The organism is Stygiolobus caldivivus (genome assembly GCF_019704315.1).
Lineage (GTDB): Archaea > Thermoproteota > Thermoprotei_A > Sulfolobales > Sulfolobaceae > Stygiolobus > Stygiolobus caldivivus.
This window is the reverse complement of the sequence record NZ_AP024597.1, coordinates 1,556,863-1,578,480: the sequence shown is the minus strand read 5'-3', so window position 1 is coordinate 1,578,480 and position 21,618 is coordinate 1,556,863. Positions and strand designations below refer to the sequence as shown.

The following is a 21,618-nucleotide window of genomic DNA, read 5'->3' as shown; positions in this document are numbered from 1 at the left end:
ACGTATGGAAGAAGTAGAGGAACTTATAAAAGAGGGAAAGATTACGGAGGCATTGAAGTTGTTAAAGGGGTTGAAAGATAGCCCCGAAAAATTCTACTATATATGCCTAGCCGAGTTTAAGAGAGGTAAACTTAGAGAAGCCCTAACGAACTGTGAAAAAGCGTTAAAGGAAAAGCAAGAACCCAGGACCTTAGTACTCCACGCTTACATTCTATACACCCTCGGGTATGAAGAGGGGATTGAAGACTACATCAGTAAGTCCCTAAAAGAAATGGACAAGGCGTTACTGCAAGATAGGAGGTTAGAAGATGACGTAGAGTTCCTAACGTACAAGGCTAACGCCCTATACGAGTTAGGTAAGTATGGTGACGCCTTAAATGTCATAGATAAGGCTATTTCTCTATCTAAAGATATGAGGTTGCATAAGTTAAGGGGAGATATACTCTTTAAAATGGGTAAGTATGAAGAGGCTATAGGCGAATACCAGTCCGACCTTCAAAACGACGAGAACCTTTACGCCCTGGGTTTTACGTATTATACAATTGGGGATTATGGAAAAGCGTTGGAATTTTTAGATAAAGCTCTGGAAATAAACCCAGAAAACCCTTATTATTATGAGACAAAGTCCCAAGTATTATTATCCATGGGTAAGACCAAGGAAGCTTTTGAAGAGATCAAAAAAGCATTACAGATAGACCCAGACAACCCCTATCTGGTATCTACAGAGATAGAGATCCTCTCATCGCTTGATAAAGGGAATGCGATTAAAGTCCTAAGCGAGTACTTAAAAGACCTTGAAGAGTTCGGAGACGTCTTGTGCGAGGACTTAGAAGAAAAAAGAATAGAACAAGACTTCAAAGACGAATTGTTACAGCTCTGTAAAACGGATAGAAGTAATATACGGTAATAAGCAAATTGTCTCATTTTTCCTTGACGCATATGAGGAAGCTGTTTGAAGGGACACTCCTACTCAAATAAGCTATTGCTGTTATGTTATACTTTCTAGCTATTTCCACCAGTTGCTTACCTTTATCTCTTTCATTTTCATTAGTTACAAAACCTAAAGTAGTGTATCTAGAGAAAAATACAGTTTTAAGAAAGGCTTCAGGGTCTTTAATCGCCTTAAAATTAAAGAGCCAACAAGTGTCAAGGTTTAATTTACTGAGGAACTCTGTAACCGAAGGTTCTGTGAACCTTGAAGCCGGAACTGTCATGACAATTATCCCTATTGTGTATAATTTGGTTTATTGTTTTTAAACTTTAACCTAGTATATCTAGCAAGAGAGTCATTCTCTACTGTTTGAAATATGTTAAATAAATATTTTTTAACCTAAACAAAGATAGAAAATATAGCATAAAAACAAAGAAAAAATTTTCAGTGATAATCATTACAAGTAAAAGGAGGGGTTGACGGTTTGTTTCGAACCGATGACCGTCAATATTAGGGATAGTATTTTACCTGAAACACTATGACGATACGCTTATACTAAACAAATGATAATGATACGGCTCTCCGTTTAGAGCCTTGGGCTTTCAAGAGCTAAACATAAAAATAGGGTAAGATTTGTCGAGATAAGTTCCCAAGGTAGTATCTGGTCACCACGACCAGATTTTACCTAAAAACTTTACGTCGACACGCTTTTACTAATTCATACTCGGTCATTTAATAAAAGGCGAGGTCTTCGTATAAAGCGGACACATATGTTAGACTGAAGGATGAGGTCTTGCCCTTTAGGACTTGCCAAGGTATAAATATAAGATATGACGACTGCCCGGTTTAGAGCTGTTGGGGTCTAAAGTATTTAGCACAATGAGTATAAGTACTAAGGTAAGTATTTAGGACAATAATTAGATGCTACGATTAACGTATATTGAAAAATCGTAGCAGTTGAGTATTACCCTGAACATTTGCCTGAATACTTATACTTGACCTTATGTTAAATACTCAAGAGTATCCAACCCCTCGCCGAGAAGATGTAATAGTATACATCTATTTAGTAAAAATATATTGACGTAAGGATTTTACGTAAATTACCATGCGGTTTTACCAAATAGCTATCGCAGTTTATAAAAAGTTATTATAGTCGGCCCTGATTTCTGGTATTAATCGTGATTTTTATAAAATTCTGTGAGGCCTACTTCCTTAAACTCAATAGGGGTTTAATACAAACATGGCAAATTAAGTAGGCGATGATTTTATAATCCTTTTAAGGTAAAATTTTATTTGCCGCGGTAGCTCAGCCTCGCTAGAGCGCTGCCCTGGTATTTAGGGCAGAAAGGCAGAGGTCCCGGGTTCAAATCCCGGCCGCGGCTTTTCTCCCAGAGGCTAATGTTTACTCCAGTAGGCCTTAGAGTCTCCTACACTATCAGTAAGTCCTTCCGACCAAAATAACTCCCCATGACGAGTTGTTAAACCTTATTCTCAACTTATAATAAGTTTGAAACGGGTGTAAACTTTGAAAGATCACTCTCGAAATATAACTTATATTTTACAAACTTTGTTATTAAAGGGCTAGGAGGTAAAATTCTTTATTTTGATTTTACTTTTAACACATAGTAAAAACTTTTCCTCTCTTAAGTTATCGCTAATAAATGCTAGGACTGAGACCCAGTTGTCCTTTGCAAGTTCGACTATCTCTCTTACTTTTTCCTTCGATCTCTCATTTACGATAATTGCCAAGTTATCGTATTTATTTAGGATAAAGTTATTGAAGAAAGCTTCAGGATTAGTTATAACTTTAAAGTCCAGTAACCAGCAAGTCGTAAGGTTCAGCTTTACAAGAAATTCATAAATTGAAGGCTCTACGTATCTTGATACTGTTACCGTCATTCTAATTAGATATTTCAATCTTTTCCCGTTATAAAAATTTTGTTGATATATAATAGAGCGAAAATTAACAATTTCATTACCCGTTATAGCATATTATGTATTATGTTGATAGCTTTAAAACATGTTTAGGCTAAATTTTATAAATTTATGTACGATAGATATAGATTAATATCGTAATTATTTAAAATACTTACCCTGATTTAATTCTGACCAGATATTATTATAAAAATATTATATTACTATATACATACAATAATATGAACAATAATATAAAAAATAATTTTAGACATACGACTTATTTATTATCAGCCACAAAATTCCTAGAATAATAAACCGCTAGTCCAACTAAAACTATAGCTGGTATCAGGTTTACCAAGCTCGAATCGCTTTTGGTAATTGCTATTATAGGTGGAGGACTGGAAGACGAAGAAGAACCTTGTGATGACGATGATGGAGAACTTGAGGACGAACTACTCGAAGGAGGACTACCTCCGCCGCCATTACCGCCGCCATTACTTGAACTTGAAGTAGATGTAGTAGTACTGCTTGATGATGGAGGAGGGGGTGGAGGAGGTGAGTTACTTGACGTCGTACTGGAGGTAGTTGTGGTACTCGATGAAGAAGACGTTGTAGACGTGGTCGTACTAGTAGACTTACTACTTGTTGAGGTGGTTTGAGAATTTGTCGTGGTGCTCGGTGAAGAGGACGATGTCGTCGGTACCGTAGACGTGCTAGTAGGTGGTGGCGGAGGCGATGGTAGTGGTGTATTTCCCAAAAACACTAATGTCACTTGGACATTTTCTCCGTTACTCAGCCCTACTATGACCTGGTAAGTCTCGCCTTCTTGCGGTATGAATTGAGGTGAGGTAGGGAAGATTAACTCTATTGTGTTTTCTCCGTTAGTTAATGTAGCGTTATTTAGGGCGTTTATGTTTGTACCGTAAATCGTCGCAGAATCTATTTGGAGGTTGCCGTTGGATTTCATGTAAAAATAGGCTATATAATAATTATTAGAACACACTAACATACCCGTGCCTACAGCCTTTGCAGTCGCTGGTGGGTGTAAAAGCCCAAAGAATAGCCCTAGAAATATTAACACTATAATGATAAATGCAACAACAAGGATCAAAACAGTGGTGACATCACTCACTCCTTTAAAATAATAATATTTATTTTTCATAATCAAAATTTTGGAATATGTCTATATAAATCTTGCTATAAATATCACGATAAATCTTACTAGAAATATCTCGCGAGGCGACTTTCTTTATCAATTTAAGGTCACTTAGTACAAAGACAAGTAAAATAGGTAAAAAGAAGCACTCGTCAACAGTAAATTTCCTATCAGTACCGGGGCACTAATCCTCTTTATCCTAAGTAGGTATATTGAATTTATAGTAGATATAGAGGAGAATATTGTAGAGTAAAAAGGTAAGTTATATTCAAAGTAAACTAGCAAAAAAGCAGAGAACAGTATCACTAACATTATTTTAAGGACTAGTAAGACCCTATACGTGAAGGGGCTGGCCGGCCCCTTTGTCTTCGCCTTATGGAGCATCAACTCCCCGTATAGAAAAAAGTAAAGTGACGTAACTGTTATTACTATACCTAGGACTAAAAATACCGTAAACGCCATAAAACCACTTAATAACCTCTCAGCTTAAAACCCACATATTATTCCCGGTTTCGTATATATACGTGGTAGCAACGGATTTACTCCCTTGAGGATAATACCAGACTGTTGCGCTTACCTGAGAAGGAGGGGGATAATAAGGTGAGACAAAGTACCAGTAAACTATTGAGTATATCTCTTTTGGAGAACTTCCTATAATCTGATATAGGTCATTGGAATTATTATATAGATAACCGTTCGTAAGTAGGCTCCCAGTAACTTCGTACATAGGAGCGTTTGGGTTTTGTTCACTTGACATAACGGCTTGGGAAATCAAATTCACGGAAGACGTAGAGTTCCCGAACTGGATTATCGAAGCATAACCGTTAGCACTAGCTATAGCTGGGTTAATTAACTGGACTTTACTTAACTGTTTGTGGTTCGCATCATATAAACTGATGTACATTTCCAAGTTAGGCCCTACAAGTTGTTGTGCCCCGGTACTAAAGTTTAAGAAATACCACTGCCCTTGCACAATCCCCTTGTAAATTGTCTCTACAACGGACGAAGTAATAAGATTATTTAGTTGTAAAACGGTCTCGTTTACGTAAACGCCGTTACCTTGTGTGTAAAATACCAAGGAAACTTTCTGGTTGGCTTTAAGCTCGAAAGTGATGTTTACGAGCATGGACTTACTTGGCGAAATAAGGTACGGTTCAAACCACATCCCGAACACTAACCCCTTATTACTCGCGAATATTAAAGGTGGGTTTAGGTTTACTTGGATGTTAGAAGGGTTATATCTCCCTGAAGAAGAAGCTACATACACTCCTAACCCTTCGTCTTGGGGTACTAAGTAAGTATAACCTAGCCTGTAAAACTTCCCTTGGAACTCCACTAATACCCATAGTACTATGACCTCACTACTGGTCACGTTTGAAGTTACTGAAAATACTTGGCCGTTTAGTACCTTGTAGCCCTCCATGTTTACAGTGCCTAATAAATTACCGTCTGGCAGGTACACTTGACCGTTTACGGGTATAGTACTGCTAACGTTAATGCTACTATTTTGAAGTCCGGTAGGTACGTACAAGTAGATGTTAGGGTTGGAATGTGTAACGAAGGGTACGACGATTAGCTCACCTTTATTTAAATCGTAGTGTTTAACGGAGACAGAAGCTAAGAACGAGACGTTAAATATTATAGGGTTTCTGTTCGTGTACGCTTTAAAAGACAGAGGTGAAACACTTATCGTAATAGACTTTGAAAATGATTCGAAGGCGTTGATATAAGCTAAGTTTGAATTTGTGTACGAGATATAGAAGGAATAGAGGCTTAGGGCGACTATCGAAATTAGTACAGTCGCGATAACGAGCATCATGTTAACTATCGCGTTTCCCATAGACTTTTCTCAGCAAAATTTATATTTATATTTTTCGAATTTCCAAATAGTGGTATTTAGATGGTAGAAAGCGTAGTTCAGACGATGATAATAGTAATAGCTGTTCTGATTATAGGGTTAGTAGTGTTCGGGTTTACATCGGCATTCCTCGCCCCTACTGAAGCATTCACGATAGCCGAACAGCAAGCTTCCCAACTAGCTTCTCAGACTACAATTTCTCCCGGTCCCTTACTTGTCTCGAGTAACGGAGTAGGTAGTATACTAGTAGAGGCATACGACCCTTCCTACTCCGGTAACTACACCGTGTACGTGTTCCTTATCCCCTCTTATTTAGTTACCTCAGCAGGGGTAGTAACCCCTAACCTCCCCGTCGTAAAGAATGTGAACTTCCAAGTGTATTTGCCTAATAAGTTACAAGCGTCACAGATAACTGCGACTCAAATATATGATATTAACGGGAACCAGCTATATCAGGGGAAATTAAGCGTATACACGATCCCGTCGAACACTCCCGTGACAATTGACATGCAGGGGGTACCAAACGGAGGAAAAGGGTATTACGTAGTAATATGGGTTATGTTCAATAACGGCTTGTACATGTTCAGAGTAGGGTACGCTTATACCGGTGTTCCTTCTTCTACGGGGTGAGGTAAATGAAGGGTCTGGCTACTTCTATAGCTTTAATAATATTCTTGTTTATTTTACTTTCGATCTTAATCCCAGCTTTCTTTATAATGTATAATACTCCTTATTATTCAAACCAAGGTAGTGTTGCTGCACAAGCCTACCAGCAACAGAAGGAATTAGAACTAAACAATATATTCAGGGGTAACCCGGAAATCTACTATAGCTCCGGTACTTCTCCTTACGTACAGATAAAGGTACAAACAGTACAGACACCGATTAATATAACACAGATATACTACTTTAACGGGTCTACGTGGGTACCTACATTGAATAGTTCTGTAGGCGTCTACGGTAGTATGGTAATACCCCTTCCGAGTAAAGCTTTCAATGAACCTGTCGTAATAGTGACCGCGCTGTCCAACGTACTGTTTTTAAACCCCAATACGTCCGTCTCAACTTCTAACGTGATAGGTCCAACCGGTAAAATACCGGTTTATGTTGTCGCTATTGCCCTGAATAAGACCTCAAGTGGTTATGTAACCCTCCCGGTGAGTACTTGTGTCCAATTTGGTAGCACTCTAGAAAATACCCCCTATATATTATATGTTGACCCGGGCACCTACAGCGTTTCAGCTAAGGACACCCAAATTTTCTTAAGCGAGTACGGCCTTACCGGTCAGTTCCTAAAGTGGGAGGTAACAGGGACTGCTCAGTTAAGTTCTAATGATACTCCTTCGACCGTGTTAACAGTTAACGGCCCTACAATCCTTACTTTATTCTATAATACTTCATTAAAGCATTATAAGGTAAAGATATTATTCTCGTGCCCAGATTTCCATACCCCCCTTCCGATAGAAGGGGTCACTAAGGATCCTAATACCGGAGCTACGTTAGTAAATGTAAACCGATCATTACCGGTCTATGTAGACAACCATGAGTACTTTATCAACTATACTAATCCCTCTATAACCTTATGTCTTACTTACGGTTTCCACACGTTGACATACCCTTCTACGTTTTACCTCGTATTTAACTACACACTAGGTAAGACTACTATACCCTATGGAGAAATGATCGAATATACTTTAGTCAGTAGCGGTGTTCACAGTAGTAATGGTTCTGCTATAAAGATCTGTAATCCAAACGAATTCAAGGTTATGGGAAGCGGGACTGTATACATCCCGTTTAACCCCCAAGTATACTATTACTTGGTTATTGCAAACAACTCATTTTCACTACCTCAAGGTGTGAGTTTGCAGTCAAACTCTACACCTATATGTGGGGATATCGCTGCACAGCTCCTACGAGCAGATATTATTCCTCCTAAATCTAGCGGTTATCCATCGGAAACTATTGTGATTGGGCCCTCAAAATCTTTTACTAACGAAGAGTTTTATGTACCTAGTGGTACACGTATAGATGTAACTTACTTCTATTTGGAACAGATAGCTGGGCAATTTACGATTAGTAATAATAATTATAATTCTCTATTATCTGAACCCTGTTTCTTTGAAATTGAAAACGCGTCTTATACTCCTAGTAACGTATATGTCTTCTATTATACTCCTAACAACGTATATCCTCCTATTTACGTCTATTCACCTACCATAATAGCCGCTTATTCGATGTGGGAATACGCAGGTTATCCCCCAAGTAGTGGCGGTGGTGTTTCAAGTAATGGAGGTGGTATTTAATGAAATATAGTATAAAAAATAATAGTAGGGGTTTGAGCTCAGCAATAGCAATTTTCATATTTATTGCAATTATAGTATCACTAGCTGTGCCCTTTTTATTCTATTTGCAGTATTTGAGGCAATCAGATCAGGTATCTGGAGCGATTGTGAACAACTACGTATCCCTTAAACAGTTACAGTATAAATCGGTCTTAAGTGGTCACCCTGCAATATATTACTCTGCAGGTACTCAGAAGGGTTCTATCATCTTCGAGTACACTAACGGTACGTTTGTGCCTCCTATAAATCTCACAATAATAGCAATCCTATATCTCGATAACGGGGTTTGGAATAACTTGACAGCGTTGAAATACCCTATTGTTATAAATAGTTCTCAAGACTTATCAATCCCGTCTTACGTAGTTAAGGACCCGATTATTATAGTCACGAGCTTAGGTAATTTATTCTATTTGATGCCGAACTCTTCAATAGGTCCTTACTCCTTGACTAATAAGGGTGGGGTAGAGATATTGGCGGAGATTACCAGTAAAAATAACATCTATGCCCCGGTAGCCAATGTGACTACTAACATCCTAGATGACCAGTTTAAGAACTATACGATGCCAGTAGCATTTCCTAATATAACAGGGACTTTTCAGGCTAAAGTCCCCCAATATGTATATTACGAATTCCAAAACGGGACTATAATTACTGGTGTGTTCCACAATTGGATAATACAAGGGCGAGCGGTCGTTAATTCAACGACTACCCAGGGGATTTCGGTAACATTAGAGAGACAAAGCGTCGTCCTTATAGCTAACTACTCAGAGCTCACGACTCCTTTAACCCTTAATGTCGTAGTTGAAGAGCCTAATTCACCGTCTACGCAACTAATAAGCATTAAAGTGGACGGAAAGTTCTACTCCGTACCAGGTCCCGTTAAGGTGCTAGCAGGGTACGTCTCAGTAGATATACCAAACAACTATCTACTTTTTAATAACACAAGGGATGAATCTAATGGCTACATATACATCTATAAGTATCAATATTCTCAAGTAGGAAGTACCGAGTACACATCACCGAGTTTCGTGTTCTTCATTCCCCCTACCGCCGTTAATCCTACTCTATACATTTACTATACGGAGCAAGGGTACTATGTCCATGTAACCATACAGAAGGAAGGAAATACTCAATCATATTCAGGATTTTACTTTATATTGAATGGTACCGTGTATGATTACGGTAAATCGTATTGGATATTAGCTGGGACTTATGTTGCATCACCTACTGGGGTCTTCATACAGTGTCCCTACCCATTACAGTCCTATTCAATAGGTGCCTTGTATATCTATTATAATAATGTTGAGGTGTGGAATTATAATGAGGTCACAGCTGCTGTTATTAAATTATACTACCCGGGTAATATAGAAGTGAAATATGGGATAAATGAGTACTATCAACAGCTGTGATGGAGGTGAGAGCACATATGAAAGCACAATCTGAATACGTGGGGTTTATTTTTGCGCTGATAATAGTCGTAGCGCTATTAATACCCCTTATGTTCTACTTACTTGACATATCATCACCCTCATCTAAGCCTATAAATTACCAAACAGTGGCGAACCAACAAGTTAACGGAGGTACTGTAATAGTGTATTACAATACCTCTGCCAACCCTAAGTATAACCAAGTAATAGTCTATAAGTCAGATCCCTATTTTGAGTTGACCGGGGTGTACTACATTTACCAAGGCAATATCGTGAACATAACGAAGCAGATACAAGCTGTAAACTCTCAAGGGAGAACAGTAGGGAGTCTTCCGAAGGCTGTAATCTATAATTTCACAGTACCCGCTGAAGCCTTTAATTACCCATTAATTTTGCAGGTATCAGCATATAACTCAACTACTTTCGTACTATTACCCCCTAACGAGACCGCAATAGCATCCTAACTTTTTAACATTTCGAGTTATTTTTTATTTTATTTTACTATTACAGTTTATTCTACTTTAACGCATCTCCTAAACGATTTTCAACCAACCTAAGAAACTCCTTAATGCTCTCCCGGCTGATGAGCTCCCTGATGCTGGGCTCACCCTTTACAGTGCTCAGCTTCTTCTCGTATTTTACATTTTTCAGTAAACCTGACGTAAAATCTAAAAACTTTATTGGTATTACCGGAGTTTTATATTACCAAAAGGAAAAGTAGAATAACTGCTGTTATTATAATAATAAATAATATACGTTTTTATTAGAATGCTATTTTCGGGTTCTTTTACAGATCCATTTTCATTTATATTTGTCTAACTGTGGTGAGATTATCGTTATTAAATTTACATTTAACGATATTAATACATAGTATGTGTAAAAGCGTAAGGTGACTAGTCTATAATTTAGATTACACAGAATGATCTTTGTATTATTTACACACTGAATTATACTGATTTAATGTGAAAAATTATAACTGATGAGGAGTCCCTGAACCGCTCTAACTGCTAAAACTCGGTTCCCTTGTACGTTATTTTTAGAAGTACGCATATCCCCTATCACTAAGGGTGGCCTTAACAGTACTCCCTAAGTCTACCCAGATAGTCGTTCACGTTCCTCTTTTCCGCTTGGTCGTTAAGGTAGGCTAAATCAATCTTATCCAGCTGTGCACAGTAAACTAACACGGCCTTGTTACGGTCTTCCAAACTGTTCCAGAACTTCCATGCTTCTAAATAGTTTAGCACGACTTCTTCAGGCGGGAGGATATAGACGTAATAGGAGTCTACTTTCATTCTTAGAGGGGGCTTTGGCCTATCATATACGTTGCTCACTATGTCAATCCCTTTCTCAGATATCTCTCTAACTCTCGGTAAGTAAATCCTAATGCCGAAATCGGATATCTCCCTTAGGACGTCCCTGACTATTTGTGTGTCACCCTCGACTATTATGTCCACGTCGCCAGTCCTATAGCCCCTGCCCGAATAAACTTCAGCAGCGAAACCCCCTACGATCACCACTCTCCCTACCCCCATCTCCTCAAGTAACGTATTTAAAATCGCCAAGAACTTCAAAAAGCGGTCAGTCTCACTACCCCTTAGTTCTCCTACTCTGGAAAGTAACTCCCTAAGCAACCGGTCTTGTAGTATATTATACCACCTTCTGTCTTCCAGCACCCCAACTCTTCAAGCACCTTTATGTTTTCCCTTGCGAGCCCGGCTAACCTCCTCAGGTCATCGTCGCTTATCTTACTACCCCTAGGCCTGGGCCTATCCTCCAATAACTTTATCACGACTTTGGGGTCCACAAGGTAAACTTAAGGGCGGACGTTAATATACTTTATTAAGTAACAAAAGCTAAGCCTTATCCCTTCCTCTTTCTACCTCGTTAGGGGGCTAAATCATTTGTCCCTACACTTCCTTTTCGGTGATCCGTCTTCATGATCCAGTGTAGGGGCTTAGCCCTCGACCACTTACCCAGCTTAACGGTAGGTGGATCGTGGGACTCCTTTGAACTCAACGGCACGGGGGCCCATATTTCCGCAACCGCCCTTTTGGGCATAGCCCACACCGGCATGAGTGGTTAAATTCACTGAGAAACAGAGTGTGGTCAATAATTTCATTAATTTGTAATTTATTCAAAATTATCTTAAATCCGACCTCCTTTTTGGACACGTTATTATTACAATAAGAAATTTAAATGAGGGTTAAAATTGCGACGTCTGAATTATTATCCGGTAGACCTGCTCATGAATTGGGACTAAGTCCACACTTTATATAATTTATTTCAGGTTAACTAAATTGTAAAGGGTTGAAGGGGGAGGGTCTAACCGCGGTAGAAGTGAACGGGTTAAGCTACGCAACTACTCCGCGTTCTAATGGACGTTTGGTCACGTTCATGTTTATTATTGAAAAGGACTATAGAGCCTAGCCCGCTCCTTATCTCGGTATAAGGGCGGTAGCTTCACAAACTATTTAAACCTGGGTAATCCCCTTTTCTCATGTGCTTTACACTTATTTTTCCTCGCGGTTAAGGGAATTGGGCTACATCTCTCTCCACATAGGTAGAGAAACCCCTGACCTACAGAAACTTGCCGTGAAAATGCTCGTAAAGGGTTACGGGATAGTTGAAGAGCGGAGGGAAGGGATAGTAGTCAAGGAGAGTGATGGTATTAAGCTCCTTAAAAGTAAGGGGAGTGAAAAGAGCGATTGTATTTACAGAAAAGGGGGTAAGAACATAATACCCGACCCTCCACAGTACCCCAAGGTCGTCGTTGACCTGGGCCTCTTTAACGCCTTAGATGAAGAGGAAAAGAAGAAGACTATAACACAGCTGTTTATGACATTGAACGTAGTAAGGAAATTCTGGTGGGACGGCAACATGGTCGTAGTGGGCGATATGAAAGTCGGGAAAGCAGTTACGACCAGTTCCTTTAAGTCAGATGCCCCCACTATAGTCCTAGACCCTTACGGTGATGTCGAAGCGGATGAGAAAATAATTAGGGGGGCAGACGTGTTCATATTAGGGGGTATAGTAGATAAGGGCAGGAGGCTGAAGTTTGCTACATCCGAACTCGCGAGGAAAAGGGGTTACGATTATCCCAGAGTAAAGATAAAGCTAAGGGGATCTACAGTAGGGGTCCCGGACGAGTTTAATAAGATAGCTGAGGTCGTCCTCAGGGTAAAAGAGGGAGAGGGACTAGAAGACGCTGTAATTTCCGTCATGTCTAAAGCCGACAAGGTAGCGAGGATACTACATGACGTCAACCTGCGTGGAGTAGAAGTCCTACCGGAGGAGTTTAAGTGGTTGAAAGCTGACGACAAAGTCGTGAATATGGTGAAGTCCAAGCTAAACAAGCTGTGAGGGAAAGGTGTCGTAGTTACGACTTGTGAGAGTAAGCTGAAGGCATCGGCGAACCGTAAATTAAGGACTAACAATATGTGGTATTGCATGTATTACAGTAAAACTTATTTAACCATCTTACAAATATACATATATGTCATCAGGGCCTGACCAACAGGGACAAAATAATAACAACGATAATAAAAAGACCATTACTGTAAGGGGGATAGACAGTGACCTTTATACTAGGATAGTGAACTTATCAAGGCAAAGCGGTAAGACGGTAGGCGAAATAATGAACCAGGCTATGAGTACTTTCTTGGGTATAGCAGGGAAAGCAGGAGAAAAGTTAGATGACGCGGTGTACAAAGCTAGAGAGACTGGAAGGGCGTTTATTGAAGGGTTTAATGAAGCTAAGAAGGACGTAGTCATAGTCTCTGATGTGGAGGAGCTAAACGCGAACAAGAACGAAATAGTAGCCATGGGCAAGCCTGTTTCGTTCAGGAACATAAAGAAGTTAGTCTTGGAGGACATCGACGACACCACATTCGATAAATATATAGACTCTATCATATCGGTCGACGAACTCGTAATTCCTAGGTCCCTTAATAAGTTTAAGGTATTGCAAAAGTGCCGGTTCGTTAAGAGGATAACTCAAGTCCCGTAAAACAATTCCTAGAGTTATTACGTTATTATATTTTTTATTTCCCTCTTTTCTCTTTGCTTCTCCATGAGGTTGCTTTTTAGCTAGCTTGTGGGTAAAACTTTTCTACGGCTAGACCTTTTGTTGGTAGGGAAAAGAGTAATGATCTTCCTTACGTCACCGGTAGTGGTGAAGATAATTACTAAAGTTAGGCCGTTTAACCACATACAGTAGCTCTCTTCACCGTCGACCTTCTTTGACCTTATGTCCTTACTATTACAGAACTGGTCTATTGCCCTCCTCACTTTTCCTACTATCTCAATACCGTAAACTTGAGTTAACTCTTCTAGTCTTAAGCGTAGCCTCTCTGAAGCGTGTCTTGTCAATTCGCATTTAATACATGACCACCGTAGATACGATAGTACACGGTGCACCAGATGAGTCTCTGTACTCGGGGTATATTGAGATATTAGTAACGGCTATGATGACCTCAAACTCCCTGTCTCCAACTTTTACCCTTATTTTAGGCTCGACTAAACTCTCCACCTTTTTTATCTTTGCAGGTCTTGAGCTCAGCATGTTCGCTGAACAGAGGGGCCCGAACCTCGGCGTATTAGTGTATACTGAGACTACGTTGTTTACGGAAAAGGAGAACTTCTGGTCTTTCTTAAACACCTTAATTAATACGGGGTGTATAACTATTTCTAATTCCTCGTCTTCAGTCTCTACTTTGTACCTCCCCTCATGTACCTCCTCCAAGCTGTAGCTTACTTCACTCATTCTTAATCATCTTTACTCTCTCTTTTAGCTCTGGGTCTAAGGGTTCTATAGATATATAAGAGACCCTACCTCCCTCATCTACGCCTATCGTTACGAAAGCCTCTCCTTCGACTGACTCGACTGTAGGTCTCTGGAACTCGATAATCATGTTACCGAACTGGTTATCTACCATCACGGTAAAGGTAGCTGGGAAGAAGAATATAGGGCCGTTAGATGAGATTTGGAAACCGTTAAACGAGAAGTTCATATTATACTCTCTCTAATAGGTCTCTTAAGCTTTATTGTAATAAGTCACGCCCAATCGTAAAGGTATGACTTTATTTTAGAAACTAGGAGGGCGGACATATTGTTGTCGCTGAGTCCTGAAGCCTTTTCTGTCCTTAAGGTTCGTTATACGTATGTTTTACACGGTTACTCCGAGGTGAGGGATATCTCTCCTTCCGCTAACGTTTTCGTGGTAAAAGCTTATGGTATTTCAGAATAGAGTTAAGAGGACGCGGTCTAATAGCTTATTCGACCTTAACAAGGACAAACTAATATCCCTTTAACCCTTTTATCGCTACCATAGAATAAAGACTATATACAGTTTAATAAACGCAGTCCTCTACAGATAGCCACATTGTGAACCAGTCATAATAGGCTTATTAAGGGTAGGATGATGGGGACTAAGAGTGTCAGGACTAACCCATTAATCATTGCACCTATTGCGTATTCCCCTCCAAACAAGTCCACGTATAGGGGTAGGGTCACGTCCATGGAAGTAGCTCCACCCACTGCTATAGCACCTATGGGTGTAGGTTTTAACCTGAGTAATACCGGGAGCAGGACAAAGGCCAGTTGTTCTCTCAAGAAGTTTGCTAGGAATGCGGTTACGCCTAATGTAGGCCCGAAGTACTTAGCGACGAAAGGGCCTGTGTAGGAGTACCAGCCTGAGCCTAAGGAGATCATCAACGTAGCCTTCAACGGCATCAGGAACGAGAAAAATACCGCTATTAACACACCCCCTACGATGTCTGCGACTATCGAGAAGACCGCTAGTCCTTTAGTCCTTTTTAAGAGCTCAAAGTTAAAGTTCCGCCCTATGTCCACCCCTATCACGAAAGCGAGTAAGTAAAGTTCATAGTCTATTACACTCTCAAAAGGTACCTTAACCTTGACCAGTATACCAGTAATTAAGCCTAAGACCAAGGGGCTCAGGTACTTAGCTTGGACTTTCCAGTTCGCCTTGACATTTTGGTGGTATATGTTGCTTACAAAGAACAGTCCCAAAAGGTACGTGACTAAGGTGAGTGATAACGCCATGAGCAGGCTCAACACTAATATGTCGAGTGCTGAAGAGAGCGTCAGGGACTCCCCTCCCCAGAAAGACACGGTAAATATGAGTAAGAGAATAACTGAGTTAGAAACGAGCGTCGGTACCTTTATCTTTCTCCCTATTAAGAGGCTAATGCCGTAAAGCACCAAAAAACTAAGTGTAAAATACATAGGCTAGTTAGTACACTCATTACTTATTAATCCGATGTATTCCTCGCCGTTAAGCCAATAGAACATAGTCCCTATCTCCTCTTTAATGAAGCTATAGTTAAGAGTATTGCCGAGACCACTATTAGTAATGTGGTTAGTATGTTGATAATGTTAGGCCTTACGACGGCTTCTTCATTTATGGGCTTGTCTACAACGACTACAGCACCGTTAGGTAGGGAGTAAGTCCCTTTCCAAGAAACTGAGAGGTAGTAAGGTACCGTTTCCTCGAGGGTCACGGTAGTCCCGTTGAAGTACCAACTCCCTTTTCCGTTAATTACCACGTAATATTGGGGGTAGTAGACCACTTTTACGGACTCTGGCTTTGTCACAGAGAAGTTGCTTTGAGGTGTAATAGAGAAGACCGCATACCTCTCACCCTGAGAGACGGGGTACGTTATGTTAGTTAACACTGTGACCTCACTGCCGTTAAAGTACCAAGAGGGAGTGAAATTTATTATGTGACCGTTTAATAACGCATACGCAGGGTAATTAGAGGTCACGTTAACGAAATATTGTAGCCTCCATACAGCGGTGAAGTTGATATGGGAGGAGATAGTGACAGTCTCGTTGTTGACCAGTACGTAGCGTGTAAAGTCGTTGACGTATACGTACTGTCTTGGGATGAGGACTTCACACCCTGACTCGTACCAGTTCGTCGTAAAATTGACCTCTTGTCCCCTCACTAGTGCCTTAACGGAGAAAGGCGAGTTAACGTTTACAAAGTATTGCTTTGTTAGTGATACTGTTAAGTTGAAGGGTGAAGTCACCGTTAGCTCGGTAGTGTTAGGTATACAGACGATCCTCTCGTATTTGCTCAAATAGTTATAATATGACGGCTTGAATTTGATCACAGTACCGTTATTGTACCAGTTTGAAGTCACGTTAATTAGGGTCCCGTTTACGTAACCGGGTATGACTTTGCTGATCTTTATATAATACTGGTATGCGAAGTCTATTATTATCGTCCTTGACGAGTTTACTGTTAACCTCAGTGGTGTCGTGTTGTAGAAGGCTACCCTCTCAAATTTGCTTAAGTACAAGTAGTGACCGGGCACGGTTATTACAGTCCCGTTGTTGACCCACCCGGTGCTCATGTTCTCCCAAGTGCCGTTGACTTCTACAAGTGTCTCTCTGGGTAAGACTACGAAGTACTGTAATAACCACGAGGCGGTGAAGTTCACCGGCGAATTTACGGTCACCTCTAACGTCTTGGTCAAGACCCACCTCTCCGTCCCTGAGGAGTAATATGTCTGCTCAGGGATTTCTAAGGTCGTGCTCTGGTTTAGCCACTGTATGTTCGGGGCTGTCTCATTGATACCGTCGACCACTTCGTGGACGGGTAAGGGTGAGTTTATCAAGACTAAGTATTGTGTTACCCAGCTGGCGTTATATTGTATACCGGGCTGGTTTAACACTATTACTGTGGGGTTAAGTAACATTTCCCTCTGTCCCTTTGAAACGTAGTAGTACTGACCCGGGATTTTCACGGTCTCCGATGAGTTGAACCACTGGCTGCCGCTAATTGTCTCATTCACACCGTTTACGACCACGGTTAATGGGTAGTCCGTGTTCACGTTCAGTAGGTACTGTAGTACTTCTGTTACGTGTATGGATATATTACCCCTAACTACTATACATGTGACGTTGGGTATCAACAAGTACCTTTCGTCAGGTGATATCTGGGTGTAGTTATAGGGTGGTAGCTTTATGACCTCACCGTAATAGTACTCCCCTGACTTTATAAGTTCCGGGGTGCCGTTAACTACACCCCACATAGGTATGTTAATTGTAACCCTAAGTAGGTTTGGTATCTTCAGGTATGTTACAAAGAGGATATAATTACCGTTACTGAGGTCTATGATAGTTGAACTGGTGTTGTAGTTAGATGTACCGGTCACCCTAGTCTGGGGTGTATATCTGTAAAAAGTAGTCATAAAAGTAGGTAAGACTACTTGTATCTGCGAAGGGTAGGTATATGAGGTAAAGTAAGGTAACCCGTAATCTGTCTGGCTGGGGTTATACCCGTTATTTGCTGTAGTGTTATACCCGTTAACTAAATAGTATTTAGGGGAGAATACGGTTACCATAGTCCACCCCGGTATATCGGGCATAAAATAGCTTGTTAGGTACTCGGGGTTTGGTGTCCCTGTGGTCACGCATACCATCCCGTTATTTGATATAAATGACTGTAAATTTGACGCGGTGTCCCCGGTGTCCCTACCGAAGTTATACACGGCAGGGAAAGGTGAGTATAAGTTTTTCCCTTCTACTTTGTAATATATAGCGAGCTGTGAAGTTAGGGACTGGAACGTAGCCGTCTGGCTATTTGAGAACCCTCCCCAGACTAACTCTACGTCAAAACAGTCACCGCTACCGGTCTTTTCTGGGGCGACTAAAATATATGCGTTATTTATGTTAGGTATCCCGATACTGACGACGTCGTATGTGGTGTAATCTCCGTTGAGGTCGTACCCGAGCTTTATTACGGCACCCCCTGCAGTGTGTGTTACGTTAGTGAAGAATAGGACGTCCATTGGTAACGTGTAAGTATTGTAATTTGTGCAGTAAGTGTAGAACGAGATGACCGCGTTACCGAACTGTTCGCTTACGACGTGCCCGTTACCCTCTACCACGTTAGGGTTCATGCTGGCGTCGGGTGAGGTAAAGTTCCATACGTTATCTATAAACCTCATCTGTCCCCCGTTAAACTGTATGGCGTTTTGGACCCAAAACTCTTCAACAGTTGAAGGAGAAGTGACGACCAATACGACGTTAAATTGTAGTGACGCTGAACTTACACTTATCTGCTGTATCCTTGCATAACCTAAGACCGAGTGTGTTTCCACGGGTATACTTATCCCGGTGTCTGTCTCACCTATTGAAGACACTCCCATGGGGAAATAGGGAGGGTCTTGGGTATACTGTTTGGGGACTAGTGCCTGGTTTGACGCATAAAGTGGTAAGTAAAGGGACTCAAGGCAGATTGTAAATATTATCAATAGTGACGTTATGGTTCTTAAAATCATAATTTAAAAAATACCTTTGTGATTTTAAAATCTTTTGAGAAGAGTAAGGAGGGATATAATGAGAAAAACTAGTATTCCTAGGAATAATATGAAGAGTAATATAGTAATGCTATCGTACACCGGTTTTACATAAGATAAAAAAAGTAACAGACTTAGCGGAGTTGCCGTTTATTACCACCTCAAGGTGTTTCTTGTGTTTCAGCTAATATTTCTTCTATTGCTTCAGTCTTAAACCCGCTCTTGATAGCAACAAAATAGAAGGCTAGGATCACTACTGCAGCCACGATAGTGTCTTCGGGGAACGGGATCACTGGGTTTAAGCCAAACCCTCCGAAGTACGATAGTACGTATATCCCTATGAGGAACCCCACTAGCCACCAGCCAGCATTTACTTCTCTGAGTACTGTCTTATCCGTTACTGTCAGGCCCGCTATGGCCATATTCCCTATAAGTAGGGCGGCAAAGAGTAGTATGTACATCAGAAAGGCTATATTATTAGCTGTAGTGAGGCCTGAAGTCGCGTTAAATAACCCTAGTGCAGATAACAATGTCACTACTATATCAGCGACACCCACCAAGGCGGCTATTCCCTTGTCCACCTTCAGTACTTTATATGCGTAATACCCGAAGAATAGGGGTAGGCCCAGTTCTATTCCGGTAAAGACGTAAAACAACGTAGCAAAACCGGACCAGTAGACTATGAGACCGGCTGCTAGGGTCGCAATGGGTGCTATTATAGACGCGGCGGGGACTTTGAACGGCCTGTTGAGGCCTGGTGCGTGTTTTCTCAGCACCGTGAGGCTTATCCCTCCCATTATGTAAGTCAGTACTGTAGCGGACGATATAAAAGACACCAAGGCGTACCATGAAGGGAAAGGTAGGAGGAAAATAAAGCCCACTATTAGTGCAGCTATTAGCGAGAACACTGGGACTCTCGTCTTCCCTACTCTTAAGAAGAGTTCGGGCAAATACCCGTTAGAGGCGAAAGCGTAGAAAGTCCTGCCAGATGTCCCAGTGTATATCCAACCTGTACCTGAGGGTGATATAACGGCGTCTATGGTGAGGATTATACCCCAGAAAGCGAAAATCGATATCGCTAGGCCTACTGCAGGGGCTGTCCTCAGTAGCACTAAGTATGGGCCGCTAGCTATTTGTACACCGTTAGACGTCACAGCCGAAGTTAATGCCGACCAGTTACCAACTGCTACCGGCACTAACTTACCGGATTCGTTAAGGTATAAACTACTCCAGTCCACTCCGCCTATGAACGCTACTTGTAATAGTGTGTAAAGGAGTATTGCTATAAGTAATGAACCTATTACTGCGAAGGGTATGTCCCTTCCCGGTCTCTTCCCTTCTCCGCCGTATTCTACAGCCTGCCTGAACCCGAGGTAAGAGAATATTACTCCTGTTGTAGGTATCGCATAGAGTACGGCATTAAAACCATAGATGCCTGAACTCCCCCCTACCACATAAGATGGGGAAGGGAAGAAGCCGCCGCCCGCCGTAAGGTTACCCGGGTGGAAGTCAAATGCGAGAATCAATAGTACAGTAACCGTCGGGATTAGTAGTTTCCACCAACCCGCTCCGTGGGTAACTTTACCCAGTATGTTTACTCCCGCGTAGTTGAGGAAGAAGAAGAGTACGAGTAGTAGCCCAGCTAATACAATGCCTAGAGGTGTGAGTATCGTTATTGTTTGACCATCAAACACGCCGGTAGTTATCAACTGTGGGTAATAGGAACCTATGTATTCGATCGCCGCAGCTGCTTCTATTGCAGGTACCGATGCCGCTGAAAGGAAATAAGCCCATGTTATCAAGTAACCCACGACACCTCCGTGGGTATAATGGGGATACCTTGATATTGCACCCGACTTAGGTATAGCTGCTCCCAGCTCGGCATACGCTAAGCCCACGAACATTATTAAAATACCGGCAATTATCCATGAAAGTATCGCCGACCCCCCGGCATAGGAACCGGTATCTAAAGAGGCGAACAGCCACCCTGAACCGATAATCCCCCCCAAAGATAAATAGAGTAACTCTAGTTTACCTAAACTCCTCCTTAACTGTTTGTCAGACTGTGTACCGTAATCTCTCGCTCCTCCTTTAATTTCCCTGCCTGACATGATTCTAATTAATCCGTAACTCCTTTATAAATTTTGGTACATCTAAATGGTTAGATCCTGAACAATTTTTAATAATATTAAGTTTTCATATAACAAGTATACTATCATGGTAGATTTAAGCGGAAACCAGATAGTTGTGTATTCTCAATTACGCTATCGTCTAGAATAGTGAGTGAAGAAAACTATAAGTACAATGTACTTGGTAAGATTTATAGGGATAAGCTAGTTAAGTGTTTACCCGTGACGTAACTTACCCTACATTTAACTACTTCTAATTCCGCCACGGGCAACCCCCTTAAGGGTCATACACCATCACCCTTAACTCATTGGGGCTAGTCGAGGGTAACACCACGACTCTCCCATCCCCACACTTTGTCACTCCCAAACCTCGTGAGCAGAGCCCGTCACCAGTGGGGAGGTCATCAAAAGGTATTACTATGGTAATACTATACAAACATAACGTAATAAAATAATGGTATTTGAGAAGTGATTAAAAGTATTTAAAAGTTACGTGAAGATAGCCTTAGTAAGATTCCGTATATTCAA

At 41.1% G+C, this 21,618-nt stretch carries 21 protein-coding genes, 1 tRNA gene and 1 pseudogene; 8 read left to right on the top strand and 15 right to left on the bottom strand.

Going from position 1 to position 21,618, the window contains the following annotated elements; genetic code table 11:
- Positions 1–4 precede the first annotated feature (4 nt).
- Complete coding sequence (locus KN1_RS07265; RefSeq protein ID WP_221286659.1) at positions 5–907, top strand: tetratricopeptide repeat protein; 903 nt, start codon at positions 5–7, stop codon at positions 905–907.
- 13 nt (positions 908–920) lie between these two features.
- Here KN1_RS07265 and KN1_RS07260 read toward each other — a convergent pair whose 3' ends face one another.
- On the bottom strand, positions 921–1,214 hold the full coding sequence (locus KN1_RS07260; protein WP_221286657.1) for a hypothetical protein: 294 nt from the start codon (positions 1,212–1,214) through the stop codon (positions 921–923).
- A gap of 1,012 nt (positions 1,215–2,226) precedes the next feature.
- Here KN1_RS07260 and KN1_RS07255 point away from each other — a divergent pair.
- Positions 2,227–2,313: transfer RNA gene (locus KN1_RS07255), tRNA-Thr, on the top strand.
- A gap of 199 nt (positions 2,314–2,512) precedes the next feature.
- Here the strand turns inward: KN1_RS07255 and KN1_RS07250 are convergent.
- The 4 genes from KN1_RS07250 to KN1_RS07235 form a co-directional block, all read right to left on the bottom strand.
- Positions 2,513–2,830, bottom strand: a complete 318-nt coding sequence (locus KN1_RS07250) for a hypothetical protein (RefSeq protein ID WP_221286655.1) — start codon at positions 2,828–2,830, stop codon at positions 2,513–2,515.
- A 295-nt stretch (positions 2,831–3,125) separates the two neighbouring features.
- Complete coding sequence (locus KN1_RS07245) at positions 3,126–4,010, bottom strand: DUF973 family protein (RefSeq protein WP_221286653.1); 885 nt, start codon at positions 4,008–4,010, stop codon at positions 3,126–3,128.
- Between the two features lie 105 nt (positions 4,011–4,115).
- Positions 4,116–4,466, bottom strand: a complete 351-nt coding sequence (locus KN1_RS07240; protein WP_221286650.1) for a hypothetical protein — start codon at positions 4,464–4,466, stop codon at positions 4,116–4,118.
- A gap of 19 nt (positions 4,467–4,485) precedes the next feature.
- Positions 4,486–5,844, bottom strand: coding sequence for a hypothetical protein (locus KN1_RS07235; RefSeq protein ID WP_221286648.1), 1,359 nt, complete (start codon positions 5,842–5,844; stop codon positions 4,486–4,488).
- A gap of 60 nt (positions 5,845–5,904) precedes the next feature.
- On the opposite strand from KN1_RS07235, the gene KN1_RS07230 reads away from it, so the two are divergent.
- From KN1_RS07230 to KN1_RS07215, 4 genes are read left to right on the top strand one after another with little or no spacing between them, the layout of a single operon-like run.
- Positions 5,905–6,492 (top strand): hypothetical protein, encoded by a 588-nt coding sequence (locus KN1_RS07230; protein ID WP_221286646.1) that lies wholly within the window; start codon positions 5,905–5,907, stop codon positions 6,490–6,492.
- A gap of 5 nt (positions 6,493–6,497) precedes the next feature.
- Complete coding sequence (locus KN1_RS07225) at positions 6,498–8,165, top strand: hypothetical protein (protein WP_221286644.1); 1,668 nt, start codon at positions 6,498–6,500, stop codon at positions 8,163–8,165.
- The gene (locus tag KN1_RS07220; protein ID WP_221286642.1) at positions 8,165–9,613 is read left to right on the top strand and encodes a hypothetical protein; all 1,449 of its coding nucleotides are present in this window, start codon (positions 8,165–8,167) and stop codon (positions 9,611–9,613) included. The genes KN1_RS07225 and KN1_RS07220 overlap by 1 nt, the downstream gene beginning before the upstream one ends.
- 17 nt (positions 9,614–9,630) lie before the next feature.
- Positions 9,631–10,095 carry a hypothetical protein gene (locus tag KN1_RS07215; RefSeq protein ID WP_221286640.1) on the top strand — a complete coding sequence of 155 codons (465 nt, stop codon included), beginning with the start codon at positions 9,631–9,633 and terminating at the stop codon, positions 10,093–10,095.
- A 609-nt stretch (positions 10,096–10,704) separates the two neighbouring features.
- Here KN1_RS07215 and KN1_RS14975 read toward each other — a convergent pair.
- The 3 genes from KN1_RS14975 to KN1_RS07200 all read right to left on the bottom strand — a co-directional run bounded on the left by KN1_RS14975 (position 10,705) and on the right by KN1_RS07200 (position 11,689).
- Positions 10,705–11,262 (bottom strand): hypothetical protein, encoded by a 558-nt coding sequence (locus KN1_RS14975; RefSeq protein ID WP_338057087.1) that lies wholly within the window; start codon positions 11,260–11,262, stop codon positions 10,705–10,707.
- Complete coding sequence (locus tag KN1_RS07205; RefSeq protein WP_221286636.1) at positions 11,235–11,435, bottom strand: hypothetical protein; 201 nt, start codon at positions 11,433–11,435, stop codon at positions 11,235–11,237. Before KN1_RS07205 ends, KN1_RS14975 begins: the two co-directional genes overlap by 28 nt.
- Before the next feature lie 80 nt (positions 11,436–11,515).
- The gene (locus KN1_RS07200) at positions 11,516–11,689 is read right to left on the bottom strand and encodes a hypothetical protein (protein ID WP_225905617.1); all 174 of its coding nucleotides are present in this window, start codon (positions 11,687–11,689) and stop codon (positions 11,516–11,518) included.
- Between the two features lie 441 nt (positions 11,690–12,130).
- Here KN1_RS07200 and KN1_RS07195 point away from each other — a divergent pair, with 441 nt between their 5' ends.
- Both KN1_RS07195 and KN1_RS07190 read left to right on the top strand, forming a co-directional pair.
- Entirely contained in the window at positions 12,131–12,991 is an 861-nt protein-coding gene (locus tag KN1_RS07195; protein ID WP_221286634.1) for a tRNA methyltransferase, read from the top strand.
- A gap of 133 nt (positions 12,992–13,124) precedes the next feature.
- A complete protein-coding gene (locus tag KN1_RS07190) occupies positions 13,125–13,637 on the top strand; it encodes a hypothetical protein (protein ID WP_221286632.1) in 513 nt (170 codons plus the stop codon).
- Positions 13,638–13,717: 80 nt separating this feature from the next.
- Here the strand turns inward: KN1_RS07190 and KN1_RS07185 are convergent, their stop codons facing one another.
- The 7 genes and pseudogenes from KN1_RS07185 to KN1_RS14765 form a co-directional block, all read right to left on the bottom strand.
- On the bottom strand, positions 13,718–13,999 hold the full coding sequence (locus tag KN1_RS07185; RefSeq protein ID WP_221286630.1) for a hypothetical protein: 282 nt from the start codon (positions 13,997–13,999) through the stop codon (positions 13,718–13,720).
- A 7-nt stretch (positions 14,000–14,006) separates the two neighbouring features.
- Positions 14,007–14,393, bottom strand: a complete 387-nt coding sequence (locus tag KN1_RS07180) for a hypothetical protein (protein ID WP_221286628.1) — start codon at positions 14,391–14,393, stop codon at positions 14,007–14,009.
- Positions 14,386–14,640: a hypothetical protein gene (locus KN1_RS07175; protein WP_221286625.1), complete on the bottom strand. Its 255-nt coding sequence runs from the start codon at positions 14,638–14,640 to the stop codon at positions 14,386–14,388. The genes KN1_RS07180 and KN1_RS07175 overlap by 8 nt, the downstream gene beginning before the upstream one ends.
- A gap of 383 nt (positions 14,641–15,023) precedes the next feature.
- Positions 15,024–15,878: a LysO family transporter gene (locus tag KN1_RS07170; RefSeq protein WP_221286623.1), complete on the bottom strand. Its 855-nt coding sequence runs from the start codon at positions 15,876–15,878 to the stop codon at positions 15,024–15,026.
- Between the two features lie 71 nt (positions 15,879–15,949).
- Positions 15,950–18,943, bottom strand: a complete 2,994-nt coding sequence (locus KN1_RS07165) for a thermopsin family protease (RefSeq protein ID WP_221286621.1) — start codon at positions 18,941–18,943, stop codon at positions 15,950–15,952.
- Between the two features lie 179 nt (positions 18,944–19,122).
- The gene (locus KN1_RS07160; protein WP_221286619.1) at positions 19,123–21,072 is read right to left on the bottom strand and encodes an APC family permease; all 1,950 of its coding nucleotides are present in this window, start codon (positions 21,070–21,072) and stop codon (positions 19,123–19,125) included.
- A gap of 234 nt (positions 21,073–21,306) precedes the next feature.
- Positions 21,307–21,505: pseudogene (locus KN1_RS14765) on the bottom strand (hypothetical protein).
- Positions 21,506–21,618 lie beyond the last annotated feature (113 nt).

What these genes read in the sequence shown, in the direction of transcription:
- KN1_RS07220 (WP_221286642.1), top strand. Translation starts at nt 8,165, where the DNA reads ATGAAATATAGTATAAAAAATAATAGTAGGGGTTTGAGCTCAGCAATA.
- KN1_RS07175 (WP_221286625.1), bottom strand. Translation starts at nt 14,640, where the DNA reads ATGAACTTCTCGTTTAACGGTTTCCAAATCTCATCTAACGGCCCTATA.
- KN1_RS07190 (WP_221286632.1), top strand. Translation starts at nt 13,125, where the DNA reads ATGTCATCAGGGCCTGACCAACAGGGACAAAATAATAACAACGATAAT.
- KN1_RS07215 (WP_221286640.1), top strand. Translation starts at nt 9,631, where the DNA reads ATGAAAGCACAATCTGAATACGTGGGGTTTATTTTTGCGCTGATAATA.
- KN1_RS07170 (WP_221286623.1), bottom strand. Translation starts at nt 15,878, where the DNA reads ATGTATTTTACACTTAGTTTTTTGGTGCTTTACGGCATTAGCCTCTTA.
- KN1_RS07245 (WP_221286653.1), bottom strand. Translation starts at nt 4,010, where the DNA reads ATGAAAAATAAATATTATTATTTTAAAGGAGTGAGTGATGTCACCACT.
- KN1_RS07160 (WP_221286619.1), bottom strand. Translation starts at nt 21,072, where the DNA reads ATGTCAGGCAGGGAAATTAAAGGAGGAGCGAGAGATTACGGTACACAG.
- KN1_RS07225 (WP_221286644.1), top strand. Translation starts at nt 6,498, where the DNA reads ATGAAGGGTCTGGCTACTTCTATAGCTTTAATAATATTCTTGTTTATT.
- KN1_RS07250 (WP_221286655.1), bottom strand. Translation starts at nt 2,830, where the DNA reads ATGACGGTAACAGTATCAAGATACGTAGAGCCTTCAATTTATGAATTT.
- KN1_RS07260 (WP_221286657.1), bottom strand. Translation starts at nt 1,214, where the DNA reads ATGACAGTTCCGGCTTCAAGGTTCACAGAACCTTCGGTTACAGAGTTC.
- KN1_RS07240 (WP_221286650.1), bottom strand. Translation starts at nt 4,466, where the DNA reads ATGGCGTTTACGGTATTTTTAGTCCTAGGTATAGTAATAACAGTTACG.
- KN1_RS07265 (WP_221286659.1), top strand. Translation starts at nt 5, where the DNA reads ATGGAAGAAGTAGAGGAACTTATAAAAGAGGGAAAGATTACGGAGGCA.
- KN1_RS07165 (WP_221286621.1), bottom strand. Translation starts at nt 18,943, where the DNA reads ATGATTTTAAGAACCATAACGTCACTATTGATAATATTTACAATCTGC.
- KN1_RS07180 (WP_221286628.1), bottom strand. Translation starts at nt 14,393, where the DNA reads ATGAGTGAAGTAAGCTACAGCTTGGAGGAGGTACATGAGGGGAGGTAC.
- KN1_RS07235 (WP_221286648.1), bottom strand. Translation starts at nt 5,844, where the DNA reads ATGGGAAACGCGATAGTTAACATGATGCTCGTTATCGCGACTGTACTA.
- KN1_RS07200 (WP_225905617.1), bottom strand. Translation starts at nt 11,689, where the DNA reads ATGCCCAAAAGGGCGGTTGCGGAAATATGGGCCCCCGTGCCGTTGAGT.
- KN1_RS07230 (WP_221286646.1), top strand. Translation starts at nt 5,905, where the DNA reads ATGGTAGAAAGCGTAGTTCAGACGATGATAATAGTAATAGCTGTTCTG.